Source organism: Salinibacterium sp. AL4.1 (genome assembly GCF_059767305.1).
Genome location: NZ_JBSOQK010000002.1, coordinates 609,624 through 626,844, shown reverse-complemented (window position 1 = coordinate 626,844; position 17,221 = coordinate 609,624). Strand labels below are relative to the sequence as shown.

The following is a 17,221-nucleotide window of genomic DNA, read 5'->3' as shown; positions in this document are numbered from 1 at the left end:
GGATGAAACCCGAGGGCTGCCAGCCGAAGCGGCAGCCCTCGGGGATGAACTATTCGCCCGAAGCGCCGAGGTCGGCAGCCCAGGGGTAGTACAGGTAGACGAAGGATGCCGGAGCGCCCGTGATGCCGTCCTTCATGAAGAGTCGAACGGCGGGGTCAACAATCGGGATCCACGGAAGGTCTTCCATGGCAGCTTCCTGAACCTCGTTGACGAGCAGTGCGCGCTCGCTCTCGTCGGTGGCTGCTGCGGCTTCGCTCAGGAGCGAGTCGATCTCGGGGTTGCTGTATTCGCTGTAGTTCTGCGAACCGTCGCTGCCGACAATGGCACGGAGGAACGAGAGCGGGTCAGGCACATCCATGTAGTTGTACGTGACGAAAGCATCGTGACCTTCACGTGCGGCGGGGTCGGAGAAGAACGCGCCGAACTGCGCGCTGGGAACACCTTCGGGTTCAACCGTGAGCCCGATTTCGCGGGCACCATTGGCGATTTCCGAAATGATGTCGGCGTAGTAGGTGCGCTCCGAGGGGTAGACGATCGAGATTGGCTGAGTGATGTCAACCGTGGCGCTCTCGAGAACCTTCTTGGCTCCTTCGATGTCGATCGTGGTTTCGGCGAGGTCATCGCGACCTGCCGTGAACTCGCTGTCGCCGTAAGCCCAGCCATTGTTGGGGACGAGTGATTGAGAGGCGGTAGCCGTGCCCTCGAAGACCGTCGCGGCGATGGCATCCCGGTCGGTGGCCATCATGAGAGCCTGGCGAACAGCGGGGTCAGCAAAGGCGCCGTTTCCGGTGCCGATGATGGCAACGAGCTGAAGCGAATTGCCAAGGTAGAGCGTTCCGGCTTCGGAGTTCTCCAGTGTCGGCAGTGCTCCGAGCGGCACATCGTACGAACCGTCGATGGCGCCGGTGTCGAGCGCGGTAGCGATCGAGGCGGAGTCAACGATGAAGTTGATGTCGACCTGAGTGGTCTTGGCCTGCTTGGCGGTGTTCCAGTAGTTCTCGTTCTTGATGAGCGAGATCGACTGACCCTGATCCCATTCGCCTACCGAGTAGGGGCCGGTGCACATGACCTGCCCGGTGGGGTTTCCGTAGCTATCGCCGGCAGCTTCGCGGTGCGCTTGCTGCACGATGGTTCCCGCGGGAGTGACCATGTAGGAGTTGAAAGTGGCGTCAGGTTCGGTGAGGGTGACGGTGACTTCCCAGTCATCCGTCTTCTCGATCGAAGCGATGTTGCTGATCAGGCCGCCGGCCCAGTAGCTGCCTTCGTTGGGATCCGCGTGGCGACCGAGGCTGAACACGACGTCGTCGGCGGTCATTTCGGCGCCGTCCCAGAACTCAACGCCCTGGCGGATTGTGTAGATGTAAGTGAGGTCGTCGGGGGTCTCGACCTTTTCGGCGAGCCCGGGCTCAATCGAGAAGTCGGGCTGCAACTGCATGAGACCTTCACACAGGTTCGCGACGACGGTGTTCTCGGGATAGTTGAACGACTTGATCGGGTCGATCGACGCTGGCTCTCCGAACGGGAGGTTCCAGGTCACCAGGTCGAGCTCGCCCGTCGCTGCAGGAGTAGTGGTGAGAAGGTCGTCGGTGTCGATGCTGGATGAGGTGTCGCTGCTGCTGCCAGCGGCACAGCCGGTCAGTGCGATGGCAAGAATGCTGCCGATCGCGATTGCTTGTTTCTTCATTGAATTGCTCCTAGGTAGATAGAACCTGAACGCTAAGACGCTTGATGTGTGTGAAAACCTAGTTGACCAAAACGTTTTGGGGGAGATATTGCCAAAACGTTTTACATTCCGGAAATGCGCGCTACCCTGCCAGAGTGAGTACTGCGCGAGGGCGACGACGATCAACCATCCACGATGTAGCGCGGCACGCCGGGGTCTCCATCACCACGGTGTCACACTCCCTCAACGGCAAAGGCGTGGTCGCCAAAGCCACGCGCCAGCGGGTCATCGAGGTCGCCGCCGAGCTCGGCTATAGCGCGGATGCCATCGCTCGCGGGCTGCGCAGCAACCGGCTCGGATTGCTCGGCCTCGTCATCCGCCCGCTCGACACTCTCGGCTCGTATCAACCCGAAGGTGTGGACTACTTTCTGCGCTTCGCCGGGGCTGCCGCGGTCGAAGCGCTGGACTGCGGCTACGGGCTTGTGCTGATGCGCGACCCCACTGCCGGTAATGCTCCGGGCATCGCGCTTGCGGCCGACGGCTTCATCATTTCGGACCCGCTCGCGGGCGACCCGGTGATTGATTTGCTGACCCGAAACGCGATCCCTCTCGTTGCGGTGGGGCGCGATGTTGAGCGGCCAGACTTCACGGCCTGGCTCGGTGGCGGCACACTGCACAACGTCGACAGCGTCATTGCGTACCTGAGCGAGCGCGGGGCGAAACGTGTCGCGCTCGTCACGGGAACAGACCCCAACTCGTGGAACGCCGACAGCGAGAGTTCGTATCGCGAGTGGGCGGCTATCCGTAAGCAGGCGCCCATCGTCTACAACCAAGACGAGCGACTGGGTGAAGCGGGCGGGCGTGAGATTGCTGAGCAGCTGCTGGCTTCGGATGCGCCACTACCGGACGCGATTTACTGCCTCACCGGGCGGCATGCGGCTGGTATTCAGGCCGGGCTGCAAGCCGCGGGGTATCGCATCCCGGAGGACGTGATGATCGTCGCCGGCTCTGACTCGGAGCAGACCCGCAACAGCGCCCCGCCGATTACGTCTGTCGATCTCGCGCCCGAAGTCACGGCCAAGGCTGCCGTCGCGTACCTCGTAGCGTTGCTCGAAGCCGCCGAAGACGACCAGCCGTCGCCGCCCGAGATCGAGTATGAGATTCGCGAGCGGGCGTCGACGCAGCGGGGTTAGTGCAGCGGGGCTCGTCGTCGTGACCTTGTTCGCTTCGAGGCGTTAGTGCTCGATCGCGGCGCGCTCAGAGCGGCGCGACTAATCCGTCGAACGAGAGCTCAGCGCCGAGAATGTTCTCGGCGGCGCGGTGACCGGAGCGCAGCGCCGCGGTGACGGTGGCGGGGTCATCCGTCCACGTTGCTTCTCCCGCAAAGTGCAGCACGTTCTCCACCGGTGTGGCCATCAGGTCGTGGTCGTCGGGCGTGGATCCCGGAGTCAGGTACGCGTACGACCCGTACGAGTAGGGGTCGTCTTGCCAACGCGTCACGAGCACGTCGTCGGGTTGCTCGACGCTCTCGCCGTAGAGCCCGCGCAGCGCATCGAGAACGGACGAGCTGATCTGTTCATCGCTCCAGTCGCGCGCTTCGATCGCGCTGGGGCCGGCCGCGAACGTGAGCAGCGTGGGAACACCGTGCAGGTCAGTGAGGTCGTACCAAGAGTGCCACCACTTTCCGGCCTCACCCTGCTGGCGAATCGCATAGACGCTCTCATCCCAGAAGCGAGTGGGAAAGCGCAGAAACACCTTCTCGAAATTGTTCATCTCAAAGCCATCGATGGCGTGGGTGAGCCACTCGGGCAACGCTGGCTCGAACGCGAGATCGCCGCTCTTGAGCACCCCAATCGGCACCGTTACGACAACGCGATCCGCAGCGAAATCGCCCTGCGCGGTGGCAACCGTGGCGCCAGTCTGCGACCAGCGGATGCCGGTAACCACATGCTCGAGACGCACGTCGAGTCCTGCCGCGAGATTCGTTGCCAGCTCGTCATAGCCGTGAGGGAAAACAACCTCGTCGCCCTCGACCGTGTCATCGTCGAGGCCGTGCGCATCGAGCAACCCGGCGTGCACGCCATACTGCTCCTCGGAGCGGTGCAGCACGAACTCGCGCACGCGCTCCGCCCGGTCGGGGTTCCAGCCGAGGGTGGAAAGCGCGGCGTCGGCCGCCTGCTCATACGACGAGCCGAGAGTGGAAGCCTGCACCGCCGTCGCAAGATGGGCGTCGAAGGTGCGTACGTCATCCGCGAACTGGGCGACAGCGTCGTCGCTGAGACGCTCGCCGGTGGGGCTGTAATACGCGATGGGGCGGCCGGTGGGCTGGTAGCTGCCGACCGTGAACTCGACCGTGCGCATGCCGAAGGCGTTGACGATGTCGGTGAGTGGGTTGTCGTCGACGCCGTGAATCCAGGATGCTCCGCGGTCGGTGGCAAGGTCGCCGGAACGTTCGGTGTGGGTGCGGCCACCGGTGCGGTCGCGGGCTTCGAGCACGAGCACTCGTTGGCCGGACTGGGTCAGAAAGCGTGCCGCTGTGAGGCCGGAGACTCCGGCGCCGACCACGATCGTGTCGAAGAGTGCTGCGGCGGGGTCGACGGTGGGCGCGCTAGCGAAGTCGGTCATGAGGTCACAGTAGCAATGTAACGCGGTGCTGGTCTCTGCTCGCCCTGACGTTTATTTCGGGTGTACCCCACGTGGGCGGTTTGCAACCGCGACCGTCCGCAAGGGGGACCTATTACGGACGGTAGTCGTCGCGGTCTTCGTAGAGTGTGCGAGCGCTGGGATCCGCGCTTCGGCCACCGTTGGCCGCTCCGCCTAACTGGGTAAACACGAATGCCAGGCGTTTAGCGACCCGACCCATCACATTGAGAAACCGTCTGAGCATCGTTGGTCCCTTCTCGGTTGGCTCAACTATATTCAGCACCGCAGTTCGACTTCAATACTCTCCTTCGCATCCCGGAGTTCGAACGGTGTCACAAGCGGAGCGCCGAATGCGCTGATGTCATCACACGCTTCGGCCGCTCACCACAAGACGCCGTTGCCTTCCTGTGTTTCTATTCGGCGGCGACAACGACGGATCGGCTGGCGGCGCTTCACGCGCTCACCGAGAAGCTTCGCGGCAACCCTGATGGCGAGCTCATGCAGTGGAGGATTGTGCGTGCACTCGCATTGGTTGCCCGTTGGCCAGCGCTGCGTGCTTCGTTTGACGCCGAGATTCCCTGATCGCGGCGTCGAGTGTTGAGAGTGACAGTGCGCCAATTCTGGGGCCACGAAAGAACCGCGACTTTTGCTGTTCGGCAAACTTTCTACAAACTACGTCTAGACGTAGTTTCTTAAAGAGGCTTGCCTAACTATAGGATCAGAACATGGCTCCGCGAACCCGATCACACCGTCAGAATTCAGCACGCGCGACGACGATTGCTGCTGCGGCATCCGCCCTTCTTCTCGGTCTCGCTGGCTGCACTGCGGTGTTGGGTGCTGGCGCCACGACCGACCCAAACGACGACCGCCCCGTCGTGCTCACGACCTTTACGGTGCTCGCCGATATCGCCGAGAACGTAGCCGGCGACAACCTACGGGTGGAATCCATCACCAAGGTAGGTGCTGAGATTCACGGCTACGAACCGACGCCCGGCGACATCGCCAAAGCGGCCGAAGCTGACCTGATTCTCGATAACGGGCTCAATCTTGAGGTGTGGTTCGAGCAGTTCGTCGACGGTCTCGACGTTCCCCACGTTGTGGTTTCTGACGGGGTGGAGCCGATCGATATCACCGAGGATGCCTACGCTGGTTTACCCAACCCGCACGCGTGGATGAGCCCCCTCAACGCACAGATTTACGTCGACAATATGGAGGCCGCGTTCGCCGAACTCGACCCCGATAATGCCGCCGACTACGCCGCCAATGCTGAGGCTTACAAAGCCGAACTGCAGCTCGTGAACGATGAGCTCACGGCCGAGCTCGCCGAGTTGCCGGCCTCACAGCGCGCTCTCGTCTCGTGCGAAGGAGCGTTCTCCTACATGGCACGCGACGCTGGGCTGAGCGAGCATTACCTCTGGGCGGTCAATGCTGAGCAGCAGTCGACCCCGCTCCAGATTGCGTCGGTGATCGAATTCGTGAGAGATAACGATGTGCCCGCCGTCTTCTGCGAATCCACCGTCTCCGATAGCGCCATGCAGCAGGTTGTCGAAGCAACCGACACAAGCTTCGGCGGAACCCTCTACGTTGACTCCCTGTCGGAGGAAGGTGGCCCAGTGCCCACGTACCTCGAGCTGCTGCGCCACGACGCCGAGACCATCATCGCCGGTCTGACCGGGGCGTCCCAATGATCGTGCCCGCCATCGACGTGCGCAATGTCACCGTTCACTACGGCGACGTGCTCGCGCTCGACAACGTGAGCCTCAGTCTCGCGCCCGGCCGTATCTACGGCCTCATCGGCATGAATGGCTCGGGCAAGTCCACGCTCTTCAAGACCATAACCGGGATGCTGCGCCCCGACCGCGGAACGGTCGCGTTGGCCGGTCAGCAGCCTGCACTCGCGCGCAAGGCCGGAGCGGTCGGCTACGTTCCGCAGAGCGAAGACGTCGACTGGGCGTTCCCGATCTCGGTGCGCGATGTGGTGATGATGGGCCGCTATGGGCACATGGGCATCTCCCGCCGCCCCAAGGCTGCAGACAAAGCTGCCGTTGCCGAGGCGCTTGCCCGCGTTGAACTGACCGATCTCGCCGACCGCCAAATTGGCCAGCTCTCGGGCGGTCAAAAGAAGCGGGCATTCGTAGCGCGCGGCATTGCCCAGGGCGCGACGATCCTGTTGCTTGATGAGCCATTCGCCGGCGTTGACAAACGCTCCGAGGGAACAATCACGACACTCCTGCGCGAGCTCGCTGCCGAGGGAGCCACCGTGCTCGTCTCCACCCACGACCTCAATGCCCTACCGAAGCTCGCCGACGAAGCGATCTTGCTAATGCGCACCGTGCTGCTGCAATCCACTCCCGCCGAAGTGCTGAAACCCGAAAACCTTGCACGGGCCTTTGGCCTCGACGTCACGGCGGGGGATGCCGCGTGAACCCCATCGACTTTCTCCTCGAACCCTTCAGCTACGACTTCATGGTGCGGGCCCTTGCCACGAGCGTGACCGCCGCGATTGTGTGCGCGGTGCTCTCGTGTTGGCTCGTGCTCGTGGGCTGGTCGCTCATGGGTGACGCTGTTTCGCATGCCGTACTGCCCGGCGTCGTGCTCGCCTACGTTGTCGGTGCCCCGTTTGCTGTGGGCGCGGTCATCTTCGGCTTCCTTGCCGTCGCCCTCATCGGCATCGTGCGAAACACGAGCCGCATCAAAGAGGATGCCGCGATCGGTATCGTCTTCACCACCCTGTTCGCCCTCGGCATCGTGCTCATCTCGGTAACCCCGTCGCAGACCGACCTGAACCACATCATCTTCGGCAACCTTCTCGGAGTCTCGTGGGCCGACCTCGCCCAAGTGCTCATCCTCGGTGCGATCACGCTCACGATCCTTCTCGTGAAGCGCCGCGACTTCACGCTCTACGCCTTCGACGCCACCCACGCCCACGCGATCGGCTTCAACCCCAAGGTGCTCGGCGCGGCCCTCCTCGGGCTTCTTGCCCTCACCGCGGTCGTCGCGCTTCAGGCCGTCGGCGTGGTTCTCGTCGTGGCACTGCTCATCATCCCCGGCGCCACCGCCTACCTACTCACCGATCGCTTCTCGCACATGCTCGTGATCGCTCCGGCGATGTCGGCGCTCGCGGCAATCACCGGGCTGTACTTCAGCTACTACCTCGACACGGCATCCGGCGGCATGATCGTGCTCGTCGAAGGCTGCATCTTCGCGCTCGTTTACCTGTTCAGCCCCACGCAGGGCGTGATCGGCAAGCGACTCGGTGCCATGAAGCGGCAGCGGATGCTCGCCGCGCAATAAAGGCAAAAACACCGCCTGCGGGCAGAACCCGCGCGGTGCGCCTCACGCTATTCGGTGAGGGTGCCACCCGATACGTAGAGTGCGTCGGTCGCGCTCCGGCCAAGGCTGATCGGCACAGCGGATTCGCCCGCCACCACAACCTCGAGCGCATCCGAATACGGTGCCCCGGCGTTCACGCTGAGGGTCGCTTCGAACACAATGCCGCGCTCTTCGAAGAACTTGAGCAGCTCGGGGTCGTCGTCAGAGATACGTTCCACGACCACGGTGCTGCCGGGGGCCACGCGGCTCAGCTGCACAGCATCCGGAATCGTGATCACGCCGTCGGCGCTGGGGATGGGGTCGCCGTGCGGGTCGCGGGTGGGGTGTTCGAGAAACTCGTCGATGCGTTCGACCATGAAGTCGGAGACGGCGTGCTCAAGGTTCTCGGCTTCGTCGTGCACTTGGTCCCAGCTGTAGCCGAGCACGCTCACGAGAAACGATTCGATGAGGCGGTGGCGGCGAACCATGGCCACGGCGTGAGCGCTGCCCACCGCGGTGAGGGCAATGGAACCGTAGCGGGCATGATCGAGGAAGCCTTGATCGGTGAGGCGACGCACGGCATCCGACACACTCGAGAGCGTGTAGCCGGTGCGTTCAGCGATCACGGTGGCGGTGACGGGGGCATCTGACCATTCAGAAAGACTCCACACGGTCTTCAGGTAGTTCTGGGTGCTGACCGAGAGCTCTGTAACCGACATGCGCCCAGTCTAGAGCCGAAGATTGAAGTACGGCCAGACGTAGTTAAAGAAGCTTGCCCCCGCCCGGAGAACATCAGGCGGGGGCAAGCGGGTGAAGAAAGTTAGTTGAAGATACCGTTCAAGCCGAGGTCACCGGTGATGTCACCGATCAGGTCGTCTACGTCGACAACGTCGTTGAGGATGTCGTCAACGTCAACGATGTCGGTCACGTCGGTGACGACGTCAGTCGCGTTGTCGACCACGTCAGTCACCTGAGTGGCGTTGTCCACGACGTCGGAGACGTTAGCGTCGTTGGCTACGTCAGAAACGTTCGCGGAGTCGCTCACGTTGCCGACGGCGGTGTCGTTGCCCGAAGCTACGGGAGCGTTGACCTCGTTGCCGGACGCAACAGCGTTGCCGTTGAGGAGGTCACCGTTGAGGATGCCGCCACCGAGAAGGTCGCCACCCAGGAGGTCAACGTCGCCAACCTCGGGTGCTACGACGACGGGGATGTCGGTCTGCTTGGGGGAGGAGTAGGAGTAGGACTTCGTCGAGGTGTAGCTGTCACCGGTTGCTGCCATGGCGGGAGCTGCTGCTCCAACTGCGATGAGGGCTACTGCGGTAGCGGTTGCGCCGATCGTGGTCTTCTTCGTGAATGCGTTCATGACTGAACTCCTTCTTACGTCGTCAGCCTCCGTAGAGGCCCTGCGTCTCGAGGCTTTCCCGAGCCGCAATGAGTACTCCGGAGCGAGGCTGTGACCGGTTTGGGGGTCATTTCAAAAAACGCGAAATTCGAGCAATCTGGCATGCGGATGCGGGCAACTCTCGCCCCCAGATCCGCATGATTCCGGGGCTGTGAGAGCAAGCTGGCAGTCAACTGAGTGGAATCTGGTGAAGTGCCGAGTGGTGCATCCAGCGGCCTATTCTGCCGCGGCGGCCTTCACGGCCGTGTACGCCTCGAGGGCTTCGCGGCGGGTTTCGGCGAGATCCACGATGGGTTCGGGATACGCGTCGGTGCCGAGCTCGGGAATCCAGTACGAGACGTAGGCGCCCGTGGGGTCGAACTTCTTCTGCTGCAAGACCGGGTTGAACACGCGGAAGTAGGGGGCGGCATCCGCACCGGATCCGGCAACCCACTGCCAGTTGGCGGGGTTGCTTGCCTCGTCGGCGTCAACGAGGGTGTCCCAGAACCACTGTTCGCCGGCTCGCCAGTCGATGAGCAGGTTCTTGATCAGAAAGCTTGCGACGACCATGCGCACGCGGTTGTGCATCGTGCCGGTGTGCCACAGTTCGCGCATCCCGGCGTCGACGAGGGGGATGCCGGTGCGGCCACGACGCCACGCCTCGACTTCGCTGACTCCCGCGGGTTCGTCCACGGCGCCGAGTTGGTCGACGGTGTAGCCCCAAGGGAAGGCGTTGTAGGCGGGGCGATAGCTGTCGGTCGCGAGGCGCGGGTTATCGAAGAGAAGCGCGGTCGAGAATTCGCGCCAGCCGATCTCGCTGAGAAACTTGGCGACGTTCTTGCGGGCGGCAGTGGGGATGCTACCCGAGCCCGAGCCCGAGCCCGAGCCCGAGCCCGAGCCCGAGCCCGAGCCTGAGCCGCGCAGCCGGTGCCAGATCTGCACAGAGCTGATCTCGCCAAACCGCAGGTGCGGGCTGAGGCCACTCGTGGCATCCACGGAGGGTTCGTCACGGCGGTGGTAGTCGGCAAGGCGGTCGGCAACGAAGCTTTCGAGGCGATCGAGCGCGCCGGTCTCGCCGGGAGTCCACGTCTCGCGCAGCCCCTCGGCCCAGTCCGGACGCGTCGGCAGCAGCGACCACTCGGCGAGGTCGTCGCTCACGGGGGAGTCGGCAGGCCAACTCAGCGCACTCGCTTCGGGCGTAGGCAACAACTCGCGCACCGGGCGCTCCTGTGCCGCACGCCAATACGGGGTGAAAACCTTGTACGGCTCGCCCTGCCCGTTGCGAATCTGCCACGGCTCGTTCAACAGATTGCCCTGATGGCTTTCGACCGTGAGCCCCTGCTCGCGCAGACTCGTTTTGAGGCCAGCGTCAATATCGCGGGCTGCCGTGTAGCGGCGGTTCCAGTGCACCGAGGCGGCGCCGAGCTCGTCCACGAGCGCCGGCAGCATCTGCGCGGCAGGGCCGTGGCGCAGGGTCAGTTGGCCGCCTAGATTCTGCAGGGCGGCATCCAGAGCAGTGAGGCTGTGATGCAGCCACCACTTGCTCGCCGAACCCAGCGGGCGGATGCCGTCGCCGGTTTCGTCATGAATGTACACAACCACGAGTGGTCGGCCTTCACTCGCGGCCGCCGTCAGGGCTGGGTTGTCGGCTAGTCGCAGGTCGTTTCGCAACCACACGACGGAGGGCTGATTCTGGTTTGCGCTCACCCCGCCACTCTACGTTTCGCGCCTGAAAAGAGCAGGCGTAGAATCGCGCCTCACAGGTCGCGTTGCCGATGGTGGCGATGCGCGAGAGGGGTGACCGGCTATGACTTTCTTCGGTGTTCACTACGAGACGGCCGACTTCGGCGATGTGCTCGACCGGGTGCAGGGCATTTTCACGGACCTCTTTTTGGCGCTGCCCAACGTCATTCTCGGCGTGCTGGCCTTTGTGGCTTTCTGGGCAATTTCGTGGCTGGTGGCGAAGCTCGTGCGGTCGGCGGCGCGTCGAGCAGGGCAGCCGCGCGGCTTACAGGTTGTGCTGAGCCGGTTGGTCGCGTGGTCGATTCTCGCGTTCGGGCTGCTGGTGGCGCTGACGATCATCTTTCCGACGATCACGCCGGCGTCGCTCTTCGGCACCCTCGGGGTGAGCGGTGTGGTGATTGGGTTCGCGTTTCGGGACATTTTTCAGAATCTGCTGTCCGGCATCCTGATTCTGTTCACACGTCCGTTCCGCATCGGCGATCAAATCGTGTCGAGCGATCACGAGGGTGAAGTTATCGACATTCAGGTGCGGGCTACGCGGGTGCGCACCTACGACAATCGGGTAGTGGTGATCCCGAATAGCCAGCTCTATACCGAGCGCGTCGTCGTCAACACGGCCTTCGACACCCGGCGACTGAGTGTGGCCGTCGGCATCGGCTATGACGACAGCATTGCGGATGCTCGTGCCGCGATCATCGACGCCGTCTCTGCGCTGCCCGGCATCGTCGATGACCCTGCCCCGACCGTTCTGGTGACGTCGCTCGGTGACTTCAGCGTGAACCTTGAGGTGCGGTTCTGGATCAACCCGCCCCACCGCCGCGAAGCCGTCGAGGCTCAGGATCAGGTGCTTGAGGCGATCAAGAAGGCGCTTGGCGATGCGAACATCGAGATTCCGTTCCCCATTCAGCAGCTCAAGATCGAAGACGGGTCGGCGCGCACTCGCGAGAGCGACGCGGAGTAGATCGCGGGGCGGCGGGCGGCTCTGGTTCGTTACGGTCGGCGCATCCGGAGTTCTCAGAGTTAGTTGAGCGGGTGAAAGTGCTCGCACTGCCAGCGCTGGGTGCTCTGTGCTTGACGATTGCGGGTGTCGCCCCAGGGCGGGTAGACGCGAAACCCACGTTTGCCGCCGTGGCCGTCGACCGAGACAATGCCGCGGGCGATCAGCACGCTGAGCGGAAAGACGAAGGCACCGAACCCGTTGTCGTCGCGGGCGACAACGACGAGCCGTTGCGTGCCATCGTCGCTGCGAAGCGGTTGCGTTGTGCCGTCGGTATCGCGGCGCCAGCCAGTGACGAAGAAGCCAGGTTTGGTGGGGGTGAGTTTTGCGACCCGAAACCGGGTTGCGGCGGGGAGCGTGGTGACGGCGCCGTATTCGGCGTTGTCGGGCTCGACCACGAGTTGACCGTGCTGGGGCAGTGCGTCGCCGAGGCTGTGGATGGCGTGGGCGACATCCGGATGCAGTGGGGCGGCGGTCACGGTGTCCGTTCGATTCGATGGTCGTGCCAGCCTAGATCCTGCCCACTGGAGTCGTGCCCTCTTGGAGATTCGGGCACCCGTTAAATAAGTTCGAGGGTCGGTTTCAGAGGCATGAAACCGACCCTCTCCCTTTGCACCAAGAGTGTCCTGCAATCACATTCCGCAGTAGCTGCCACAGCAAACAACTTCTGCTCTATGAATGTATAACGGAAAGATAACGCTGTCTAGTTACCGTTCCGTTATTTTTGGGAAATTTCCAGAAAAGTCTGTCTACCCCCTGCTTTTCTGGGCAGAACAGGCCGAAATCGGATGCTTTTTGCGCAGATGAGCATGGTCACGCCGCGTGGGGTGAATCACCTTAGGGTGCTGGCGATGCGCCTCGCGTTCGGCAATGATCAACCTATGACCCGGCGCACGCTCAGAGATTCGATGACGGTTGCGGTGGAGTACATCGCCGGGGTGGGAATCCTGGCAACCGCGGCCTATTTTGCGATCTTCCTGTCTCCCGTTCTTGCCGGTGCGAGTGCGACTTTTCTCTTGGCCCTGCTTGGGCCTCTGGCCTTCGGCCTCATGATGATTCTCTCGTTCGCGATCAACACGGCTTTCGACGAGGTCAGCGTGGCTCTGGTCGCCAGCGTTTTTGCCGTCACCACTGCTCTCGCCGCGGTGAACCTTCTCATTGCTTTCGTCGGTCTCCCGACGCTCGCCAAGCGGCTGGGGGAACCTGAGCGATACCAACAAGCTCGTCTCCGTAGTCGTGCGATCGCCGCCGTGCTCTTCGTCACCGCTGGCTTCGCGTTCGTCGCACTGTGTGTGGCATCGGGGTCGGTCGCTTTGATCGTAGGAAGCGCTCGCGAAAACGATCCCTCTCAGGGGGCTGGAGTCATCGTGCTTGCGGCGGCCGCGTGGCTGGTCGGTCTTCTTGTGGCGCTAACCGGCTTGCTGGTCTGGATCGTCGACGGAGTTCGCACTCGCCCCATTGTGGTGTGGGCCGCTGTCGTGCTTGTGGTCCAGCTGGGGTTGAGTGCGGGGCTGATGGCCGCGTCAAATTCAGTAAATGGTTAATCCGAAACCCGCTCGCAGTGCCCCTATCATTGCGGTGCGACCACGTAGCCGAGCGAGCTGTCGAACTGCACTATGGTGCCGAACTGCGCGCCCTGAAGTGTGAGGATGTAGCTCGTTCGATCAGCGGATGTCGCATAGTTGACTGCCGTGCCGGCTGGCAGGATCGTGAGTGTCTGTCCATTCGGTATCGAGAGGGCGCCGCCCGGAGTCGCCAAGCTGAGGCTTGCGGGCCTGTTCTGCGGCGCGATTTGGTTCAAAAGAAAATCCACGGTGCCGAGATGTTGAATGAGCGCCATCCGTTCTTCGTCAGCGGATGCGAACGACGCAGGCGCGGCGACCGGCGCTGGCGTGATGATCTCGGTGGTCTCGCCTGTCGCTCCCGTAGTCGCGCTATCGGCGGGCGTCGACAGGGCTAAGCCTTCCGAATCAAACGTGAATTCTGTCTGCGCGACCTGGAAGGTGATCGGGGAGTTGAGGGCGGCACCGTTGAGGTAGAAGTTGGCCACGAGTGCGGCCATGAGGAGCGTTCCAAAAGCGCCCAGAAGCATGCCAATGATCGGACTTAGTCGGGCGGTAGCCTCCCGATATCGGTGAAGTTTGAGGGCGTAGAAGCCGTAGGCGATCGCCGTGATCCCCACCGTGGATGCAATGTATCCGTTCCCTGCTCCCGCCGAAGCGATCGGGAAGAGGGCTAGCCCAGCAGCGATGAGGCCAAAGAGCAGCGAGAGCCGTCCGGGCCCATTGCGCACCAGCTTCCGCGGGGTGAAAGTGGTCGTCGATTGATTCGACGAGTAACGGTAGCTATCTGCCGGACGATAGTTGTTGTTTTCGGGCGGCGACCAATCCCGTGGTCCAGCTTGCTTCATCAATTCCCCTCGACTCGCACCCCCGCGCGAGCAACACTCAATTCTTGCAGCCGGACGCACCCCGGCGGCTACCCCAGAAGGGGTGGAGAGGTCTTTGGGTTGCGTTGGCTGCCTTGCTTCTGACACTATGAACGCGGCAGATTCCCCGCTATTTCGGGGCCCTGGAAGTGGACTTTCAAGTCGCGTTTTCAGACGTCGGTCGTCATTTAGGCGAAGCGCGTCGCAATCTTTTCGCGACGACCGACAGGTATCTCCTTGCCCCGCTCTTCCTGCGCAAAACTGCGCTATCTCACTATCGTTCAGGCTTCTCTCGCTCTACGCGCTATCGCTGCCTCAGGCGATCCACGCCGCCGAGAGAAAGCGCTCTACTGGTGTGAGCCGTGCCACGCCTTTCACCTGACATCGCAGACTGGCAATCAGAACAACAAATGGATGCGCGAAGCGGCGAAGCGAGTGAGGGCTCGCGCGCCGCTCGCAGCCCCTAGTGCGCCGAGTCGACGAGCTTGAGCCCGACGATGCAGCCGACGAGCCCCATGAGCAGCAGAATCTTGACCCACGAGACAGGTTCGCCGCCGAAGATCATGGCGTAGGCCACGGTCAGTGCGGCGCCGATTCCTACCCAGATGGCGTAGGCGGTGCCGATGGGGATCTCACGCATGGCGTAGCCGAGGCCGCCCATGCTTGCGAGAATCGCGACGCCGAAGACGACGGTCGGCCAGAGCTTGGTGAAGCCCTCCGACTTGCCGAGGGCGGTGGCCCACACGGCTTCGAGTACGCCAGAAAGAATCAGAATAAGCCAGTACACAACAGTCTCCTTGGCCAGTCTTGTCGCGTACCCGGTACTGATCCGTCGTCGGGAGCCGACTATTGCGGCTACACAGTCAGCGTAGCAAAGCGGGCGCGGCTTGGCAGAGCTGTGGGTGGTTGCTCAGCTGCGGGGTTCGTCCCCACACTCCTGCCTCAGCGCCCTCGCTCTCTAGCGCCCTCGCCACTTCTAGCGCCCGAGCGTGCGCCGCGCAGCGCCGAGCACCGCATCGAGCGTGATCCCGCGGCGGGCCATGACCTCTGCGCCCGATCCGGATTCGCCGAACTCTTCCACGCTCACCACTTCGCCGCCGAGACCGACCCAGCGGTACCAGCCATCTCCGCGTCCTGCCTCAACGGCAACACGGGCGGTGACCGCCGCCGGCAGCACCGACTCGCGGTACGCGGCATCGCTCGCCGCAAACCACTCCACGCTCGGCATCGAAATCACGCGGGCAGCAACACCATCCGCGGCCAGTGCCTCCGCAGCCTCAATGGCAAGAGCAACCTCGCTGCCGGTAGCAATGAGCGCGAGATCGAGTCCTTCGCCGTGCTGCCACGCAACATAACCGCCGTGGGCGACCTTCGCATCCAAGTCATCGCGAGCGGCAAGAACGGGAACGTCCTGGCGTGAGAACACGAGCGCGGCGGGGGCTGCGGGCTGCGTGATCAGGCGCTTCCACACCGCCACCACTTCCGCGGCATCCGCGGGGCGCACGACATCCAGCCCGGGCACAGTGCGCAACGACGCGACTTGCTCGACTGGCTGATGCGTGGGCCCATCTTCGCCCACCGCAACGCTGTCGTGCGTGAAGACATAAACGACAGGCAACCTCATCAGAGCAGCGAGGCGGATGCTCGGTCGCATGTAATCGCTGAACACGAGGTAGGTCGACGCAAACGGTCGCCATGGCCCCTGAATCGCGATGCCGTTGAGTATCGCCGCCATGGCGTGCTCACGAATCCCAAAGCGGATGAATCCGCCACCGGGGTTACTCGCGGTCACGGCGGAGCCGGGCACCTCCACCCCGGTAGACCCGGCAAGGTCGGCTGAACCGCCCCACAGGGAGGAGACGTTCTGCAGCGCTTTGATGGCGACGCTGTTGAGCTTGCGAGTGGCCGACGGGGTGCCGGCGGCGGGAATCTCGATGGCGTCGAGCGCGCTGAGGGCCGCGGCGGCATCCGGGTTGCGGAAGGCGTGCCAGGCGCTTGCCGCGTCTGGGTGCGCCGCCTTCCAGCACGCGACAGCGCCGTTCCACTCTTCTTCGAGGGCCTGGCCTCGGGCGAGAGCGCCGCGGCTGAAGCCGAGGGCGTCGTCGGTCACGAGATCGTTGAGCGGTGCATCCGGAGCGAACCCCAGAGCCCCCTTGATGGCGGCAACTTCGTCATCGCCGAAGCCACCAGAGTGGGCGGCGGGCTTTCCCGAAAACGCAGCCGAAGGGGCACCAATCACACTGCGCACGGCAACGAAAGTGGGGCGGCCATCGCGAGACTGCGCCTCAGCGAGTACCTCTTCGATCTCGTCGAGGTTGCTGGCGTCGGTGATCTCCAGAACGCGCCAGCCGTAGGCGGCGTAGCGAGCGCGAACGTCTTCGCTGAAGGCGGCCTCTCCGGTGGAGTCAATGGTGACGTTGTTGTCGTCCCAGATCACGACCAGGTTGTCGAGACCGAGGGTGCCGGCCAAGCTCGATGCTTCGCCGCTCACGCCCTCTTGCAGGCAGCCATCACCAGCGATGGCCCAGATGGTGGGGTTCAGAATCTCATTGTCGGGGGCGAACAGTGCGCGCTCGCGGCGGGCGGCCAGAGCCATGCCCACGGCCGAGGCGACGCCCTGCCCGAGGGGGCCGGTGCTCATTTCAACGCCGGGGGTGTGCCCGAGTTCCGGGTGCCCGGGAGTGCGGCTATCGAGGGTGCGGCTCTTGGCCAATTCGTCGAGCTCGAGCCCGTAGCCCGTCAGGAACAGCTGTACGTACAGCAGCAGGCTCGCGTGGCCGGCGGAGAGCACGAGGCGGTCGCGACCCAGCCAGTCAGGATTGCCCGGATTGTGGCGCAAAATCCGCTGGTAAAGCACGTGGGCGAGCGGGGCCAGCGCCATGGCTGTTCCGCCGTGGCCGTGGCCTTTCGCCTGCACCACATGGGCCGGAATGGCGATGGCGGCGCGCAACGAATCTGCTTCAGCGGGAGTGACGTTTCCTGAGAAAGGGAGGCCTGTGTCTGACATACCTGACACTTTGGTCTACTTGTGTACTAAAGTCAATGTGTGCGGAA

The 17,221-nt window shown here is 63.3% G+C and carries 16 protein-coding genes and 1 riboswitch; of the genes, 7 read left to right on the top strand and 9 right to left on the bottom strand.

The genetic code is table 11. From position 1 onward, the window contains the following. Nucleotides 1-49: 49 nt before the first annotated feature. Complete coding sequence (locus tag ACWTV3_RS12385; protein WP_498478506.1) at nucleotides 50-1,684, bottom strand: ABC transporter substrate-binding protein; 1,635 nt, start codon at nucleotides 1,682-1,684, stop codon at nucleotides 50-52. Between the two features lie 134 nt (nucleotides 1,685-1,818). Between ACWTV3_RS12385 and ACWTV3_RS12380 the strand changes: the two genes are divergently transcribed. Beyond that, on the top strand, nucleotides 1,819-2,856 hold the full coding sequence (locus tag ACWTV3_RS12380; RefSeq protein ID WP_498478505.1) for a LacI family DNA-binding transcriptional regulator: 1,038 nt from the start codon (nucleotides 1,819-1,821) through the stop codon (nucleotides 2,854-2,856). Nucleotides 2,857-2,920: 64 nt separating this feature from the next. On the opposite strand, the gene ACWTV3_RS12375 is transcribed toward ACWTV3_RS12380, so the two are convergent. Further along, on the bottom strand, nucleotides 2,921-4,288 hold the full coding sequence (locus tag ACWTV3_RS12375) for a flavin monoamine oxidase family protein (RefSeq protein WP_498478504.1): 1,368 nt from the start codon (nucleotides 4,286-4,288) through the stop codon (nucleotides 2,921-2,923). Nucleotides 4,289-4,567: 279 nt separating this feature from the next. On the opposite strand from ACWTV3_RS12375, the gene ACWTV3_RS12370 reads away from it, so the two are divergent. From ACWTV3_RS12370 to ACWTV3_RS12355, 4 genes are all read left to right on the top strand, one after another. Then, the gene (locus ACWTV3_RS12370; RefSeq protein ID WP_498478503.1) at nucleotides 4,568-4,888 is read left to right on the top strand and encodes a hypothetical protein; all 321 of its coding nucleotides are present in this window, start codon (nucleotides 4,568-4,570) and stop codon (nucleotides 4,886-4,888) included. A 143-nt stretch (nucleotides 4,889-5,031) separates the two neighbouring features. Then, a complete protein-coding gene (locus ACWTV3_RS12365) occupies nucleotides 5,032-5,994 on the top strand; it encodes a metal ABC transporter substrate-binding protein (RefSeq protein ID WP_498478502.1) in 963 nt (320 codons plus the stop codon). Then, the gene (locus ACWTV3_RS12360) at nucleotides 5,991-6,731 is read left to right on the top strand and encodes a metal ABC transporter ATP-binding protein (protein WP_498478501.1); all 741 of its coding nucleotides are present in this window, start codon (nucleotides 5,991-5,993) and stop codon (nucleotides 6,729-6,731) included. Before ACWTV3_RS12365 ends, ACWTV3_RS12360 begins: the two co-directional genes overlap by 4 nt. Then, the gene (locus tag ACWTV3_RS12355; RefSeq protein WP_498478499.1) at nucleotides 6,728-7,600 is read left to right on the top strand and encodes a metal ABC transporter permease; all 873 of its coding nucleotides are present in this window, start codon (nucleotides 6,728-6,730) and stop codon (nucleotides 7,598-7,600) included. The genes ACWTV3_RS12360 and ACWTV3_RS12355 overlap by 4 nt, the downstream gene beginning before the upstream one ends. Before the next feature lie 47 nt (nucleotides 7,601-7,647). On the opposite strand, the gene ACWTV3_RS12350 is transcribed toward ACWTV3_RS12355, so the two are convergent. From ACWTV3_RS12350 to ACWTV3_RS12340, 3 genes are all read right to left on the bottom strand, one after another. Continuing rightward, nucleotides 7,648-8,337 carry a metal-dependent transcriptional regulator gene (locus tag ACWTV3_RS12350; protein ID WP_498478498.1) on the bottom strand — a complete coding sequence of 230 codons (690 nt, stop codon included), beginning with the start codon at nucleotides 8,335-8,337 and terminating at the stop codon, nucleotides 7,648-7,650. A 101-nt stretch (nucleotides 8,338-8,438) separates the two neighbouring features. After that, entirely contained in the window at nucleotides 8,439-8,981 is a 543-nt protein-coding gene (locus ACWTV3_RS12345; protein WP_498478497.1) for a hypothetical protein, read from the bottom strand. Nucleotides 8,982-9,236: 255 nt separating this feature from the next. Then, nucleotides 9,237-10,706 (bottom strand): cryptochrome/photolyase family protein, encoded by a 1,470-nt coding sequence (locus ACWTV3_RS12340; RefSeq protein ID WP_498478496.1) that lies wholly within the window; start codon nucleotides 10,704-10,706, stop codon nucleotides 9,237-9,239. A 100-nt stretch (nucleotides 10,707-10,806) separates the two neighbouring features. Here ACWTV3_RS12340 and ACWTV3_RS12335 point away from each other — a divergent pair, with 100 nt between their 5' ends. Beyond that, nucleotides 10,807-11,703 carry a mechanosensitive ion channel family protein gene (locus ACWTV3_RS12335; RefSeq protein ID WP_498478495.1) on the top strand — a complete coding sequence of 299 codons (897 nt, stop codon included), beginning with the start codon at nucleotides 10,807-10,809 and terminating at the stop codon, nucleotides 11,701-11,703. Nucleotides 11,704-11,762: 59 nt separating this feature from the next. On the opposite strand, the gene ACWTV3_RS12330 is transcribed toward ACWTV3_RS12335, so the two are convergent. Further along, nucleotides 11,763-12,218, bottom strand: coding sequence for a MepB family protein (locus ACWTV3_RS12330; RefSeq protein WP_498478494.1), 456 nt, complete (start codon nucleotides 12,216-12,218; stop codon nucleotides 11,763-11,765). Nucleotides 12,219-12,620: 402 nt separating this feature from the next. Here ACWTV3_RS12330 and ACWTV3_RS12325 point away from each other — a divergent pair, with 402 nt between their 5' ends. Next, nucleotides 12,621-13,283, top strand: a complete 663-nt coding sequence (locus ACWTV3_RS12325; protein WP_498478493.1) for a hypothetical protein — start codon at nucleotides 12,621-12,623, stop codon at nucleotides 13,281-13,283. Nucleotides 13,284-13,309: 26 nt separating this feature from the next. On the opposite strand, the gene ACWTV3_RS12320 is transcribed toward ACWTV3_RS12325, so the two are convergent. From ACWTV3_RS12320 to ACWTV3_RS12310, 3 genes are all read right to left on the bottom strand, one after another. Beyond that, nucleotides 13,310-14,149 carry a hypothetical protein gene (locus ACWTV3_RS12320; RefSeq protein WP_498478492.1) on the bottom strand — a complete coding sequence of 280 codons (840 nt, stop codon included), beginning with the start codon at nucleotides 14,147-14,149 and terminating at the stop codon, nucleotides 13,310-13,312. A 481-nt stretch (nucleotides 14,150-14,630) separates the two neighbouring features. Next, on the bottom strand, nucleotides 14,631-14,954 hold the full coding sequence (locus ACWTV3_RS12315; RefSeq protein ID WP_100389353.1) for a DMT family transporter: 324 nt from the start codon (nucleotides 14,952-14,954) through the stop codon (nucleotides 14,631-14,633). A 9-nt stretch (nucleotides 14,955-14,963) separates the two neighbouring features. Then, a riboswitch (guanidine-III (ykkC-III) riboswitch) is annotated at nucleotides 14,964-15,028 on the bottom strand. A gap of 115 nt (nucleotides 15,029-15,143) precedes the next feature. Beyond that, entirely contained in the window at nucleotides 15,144-17,174 is a 2,031-nt protein-coding gene (locus tag ACWTV3_RS12310; protein ID WP_498478491.1) for a transketolase family protein, read from the bottom strand. Nucleotides 17,175-17,221 lie beyond the last annotated feature (47 nt).

Coding starts and splice junctions, on each gene's coding strand:
- ACWTV3_RS12320 (WP_498478492.1), bottom strand. CDS start 14,149: ATGAAGCAAGCTGGACCACGGGATTGGTCGCCGCCCGAAAACAACAAC.
- ACWTV3_RS12325 (WP_498478493.1), top strand. CDS start 12,621: ATGACCCGGCGCACGCTCAGAGATTCGATGACGGTTGCGGTGGAGTAC.
- ACWTV3_RS12375 (WP_498478504.1), bottom strand. CDS start 4,288: ATGACCGACTTCGCTAGCGCGCCCACCGTCGACCCCGCCGCAGCACTC.
- ACWTV3_RS12365 (WP_498478502.1), top strand. CDS start 5,032: ATGGCTCCGCGAACCCGATCACACCGTCAGAATTCAGCACGCGCGACG.
- ACWTV3_RS12310 (WP_498478491.1), bottom strand. CDS start 17,174: ATGTCAGACACAGGCCTCCCTTTCTCAGGAAACGTCACTCCCGCTGAA.
- ACWTV3_RS12335 (WP_498478495.1), top strand. CDS start 10,807: ATGACTTTCTTCGGTGTTCACTACGAGACGGCCGACTTCGGCGATGTG.
- ACWTV3_RS12385 (WP_498478506.1), bottom strand. CDS start 1,684: ATGAAGAAACAAGCAATCGCGATCGGCAGCATTCTTGCCATCGCACTG.
- ACWTV3_RS12360 (WP_498478501.1), top strand. CDS start 5,991: ATGATCGTGCCCGCCATCGACGTGCGCAATGTCACCGTTCACTACGGC.
- ACWTV3_RS12350 (WP_498478498.1), bottom strand. CDS start 8,337: ATGTCGGTTACAGAGCTCTCGGTCAGCACCCAGAACTACCTGAAGACC.
- ACWTV3_RS12345 (WP_498478497.1), bottom strand. CDS start 8,981: ATGAACGCATTCACGAAGAAGACCACGATCGGCGCAACCGCTACCGCA.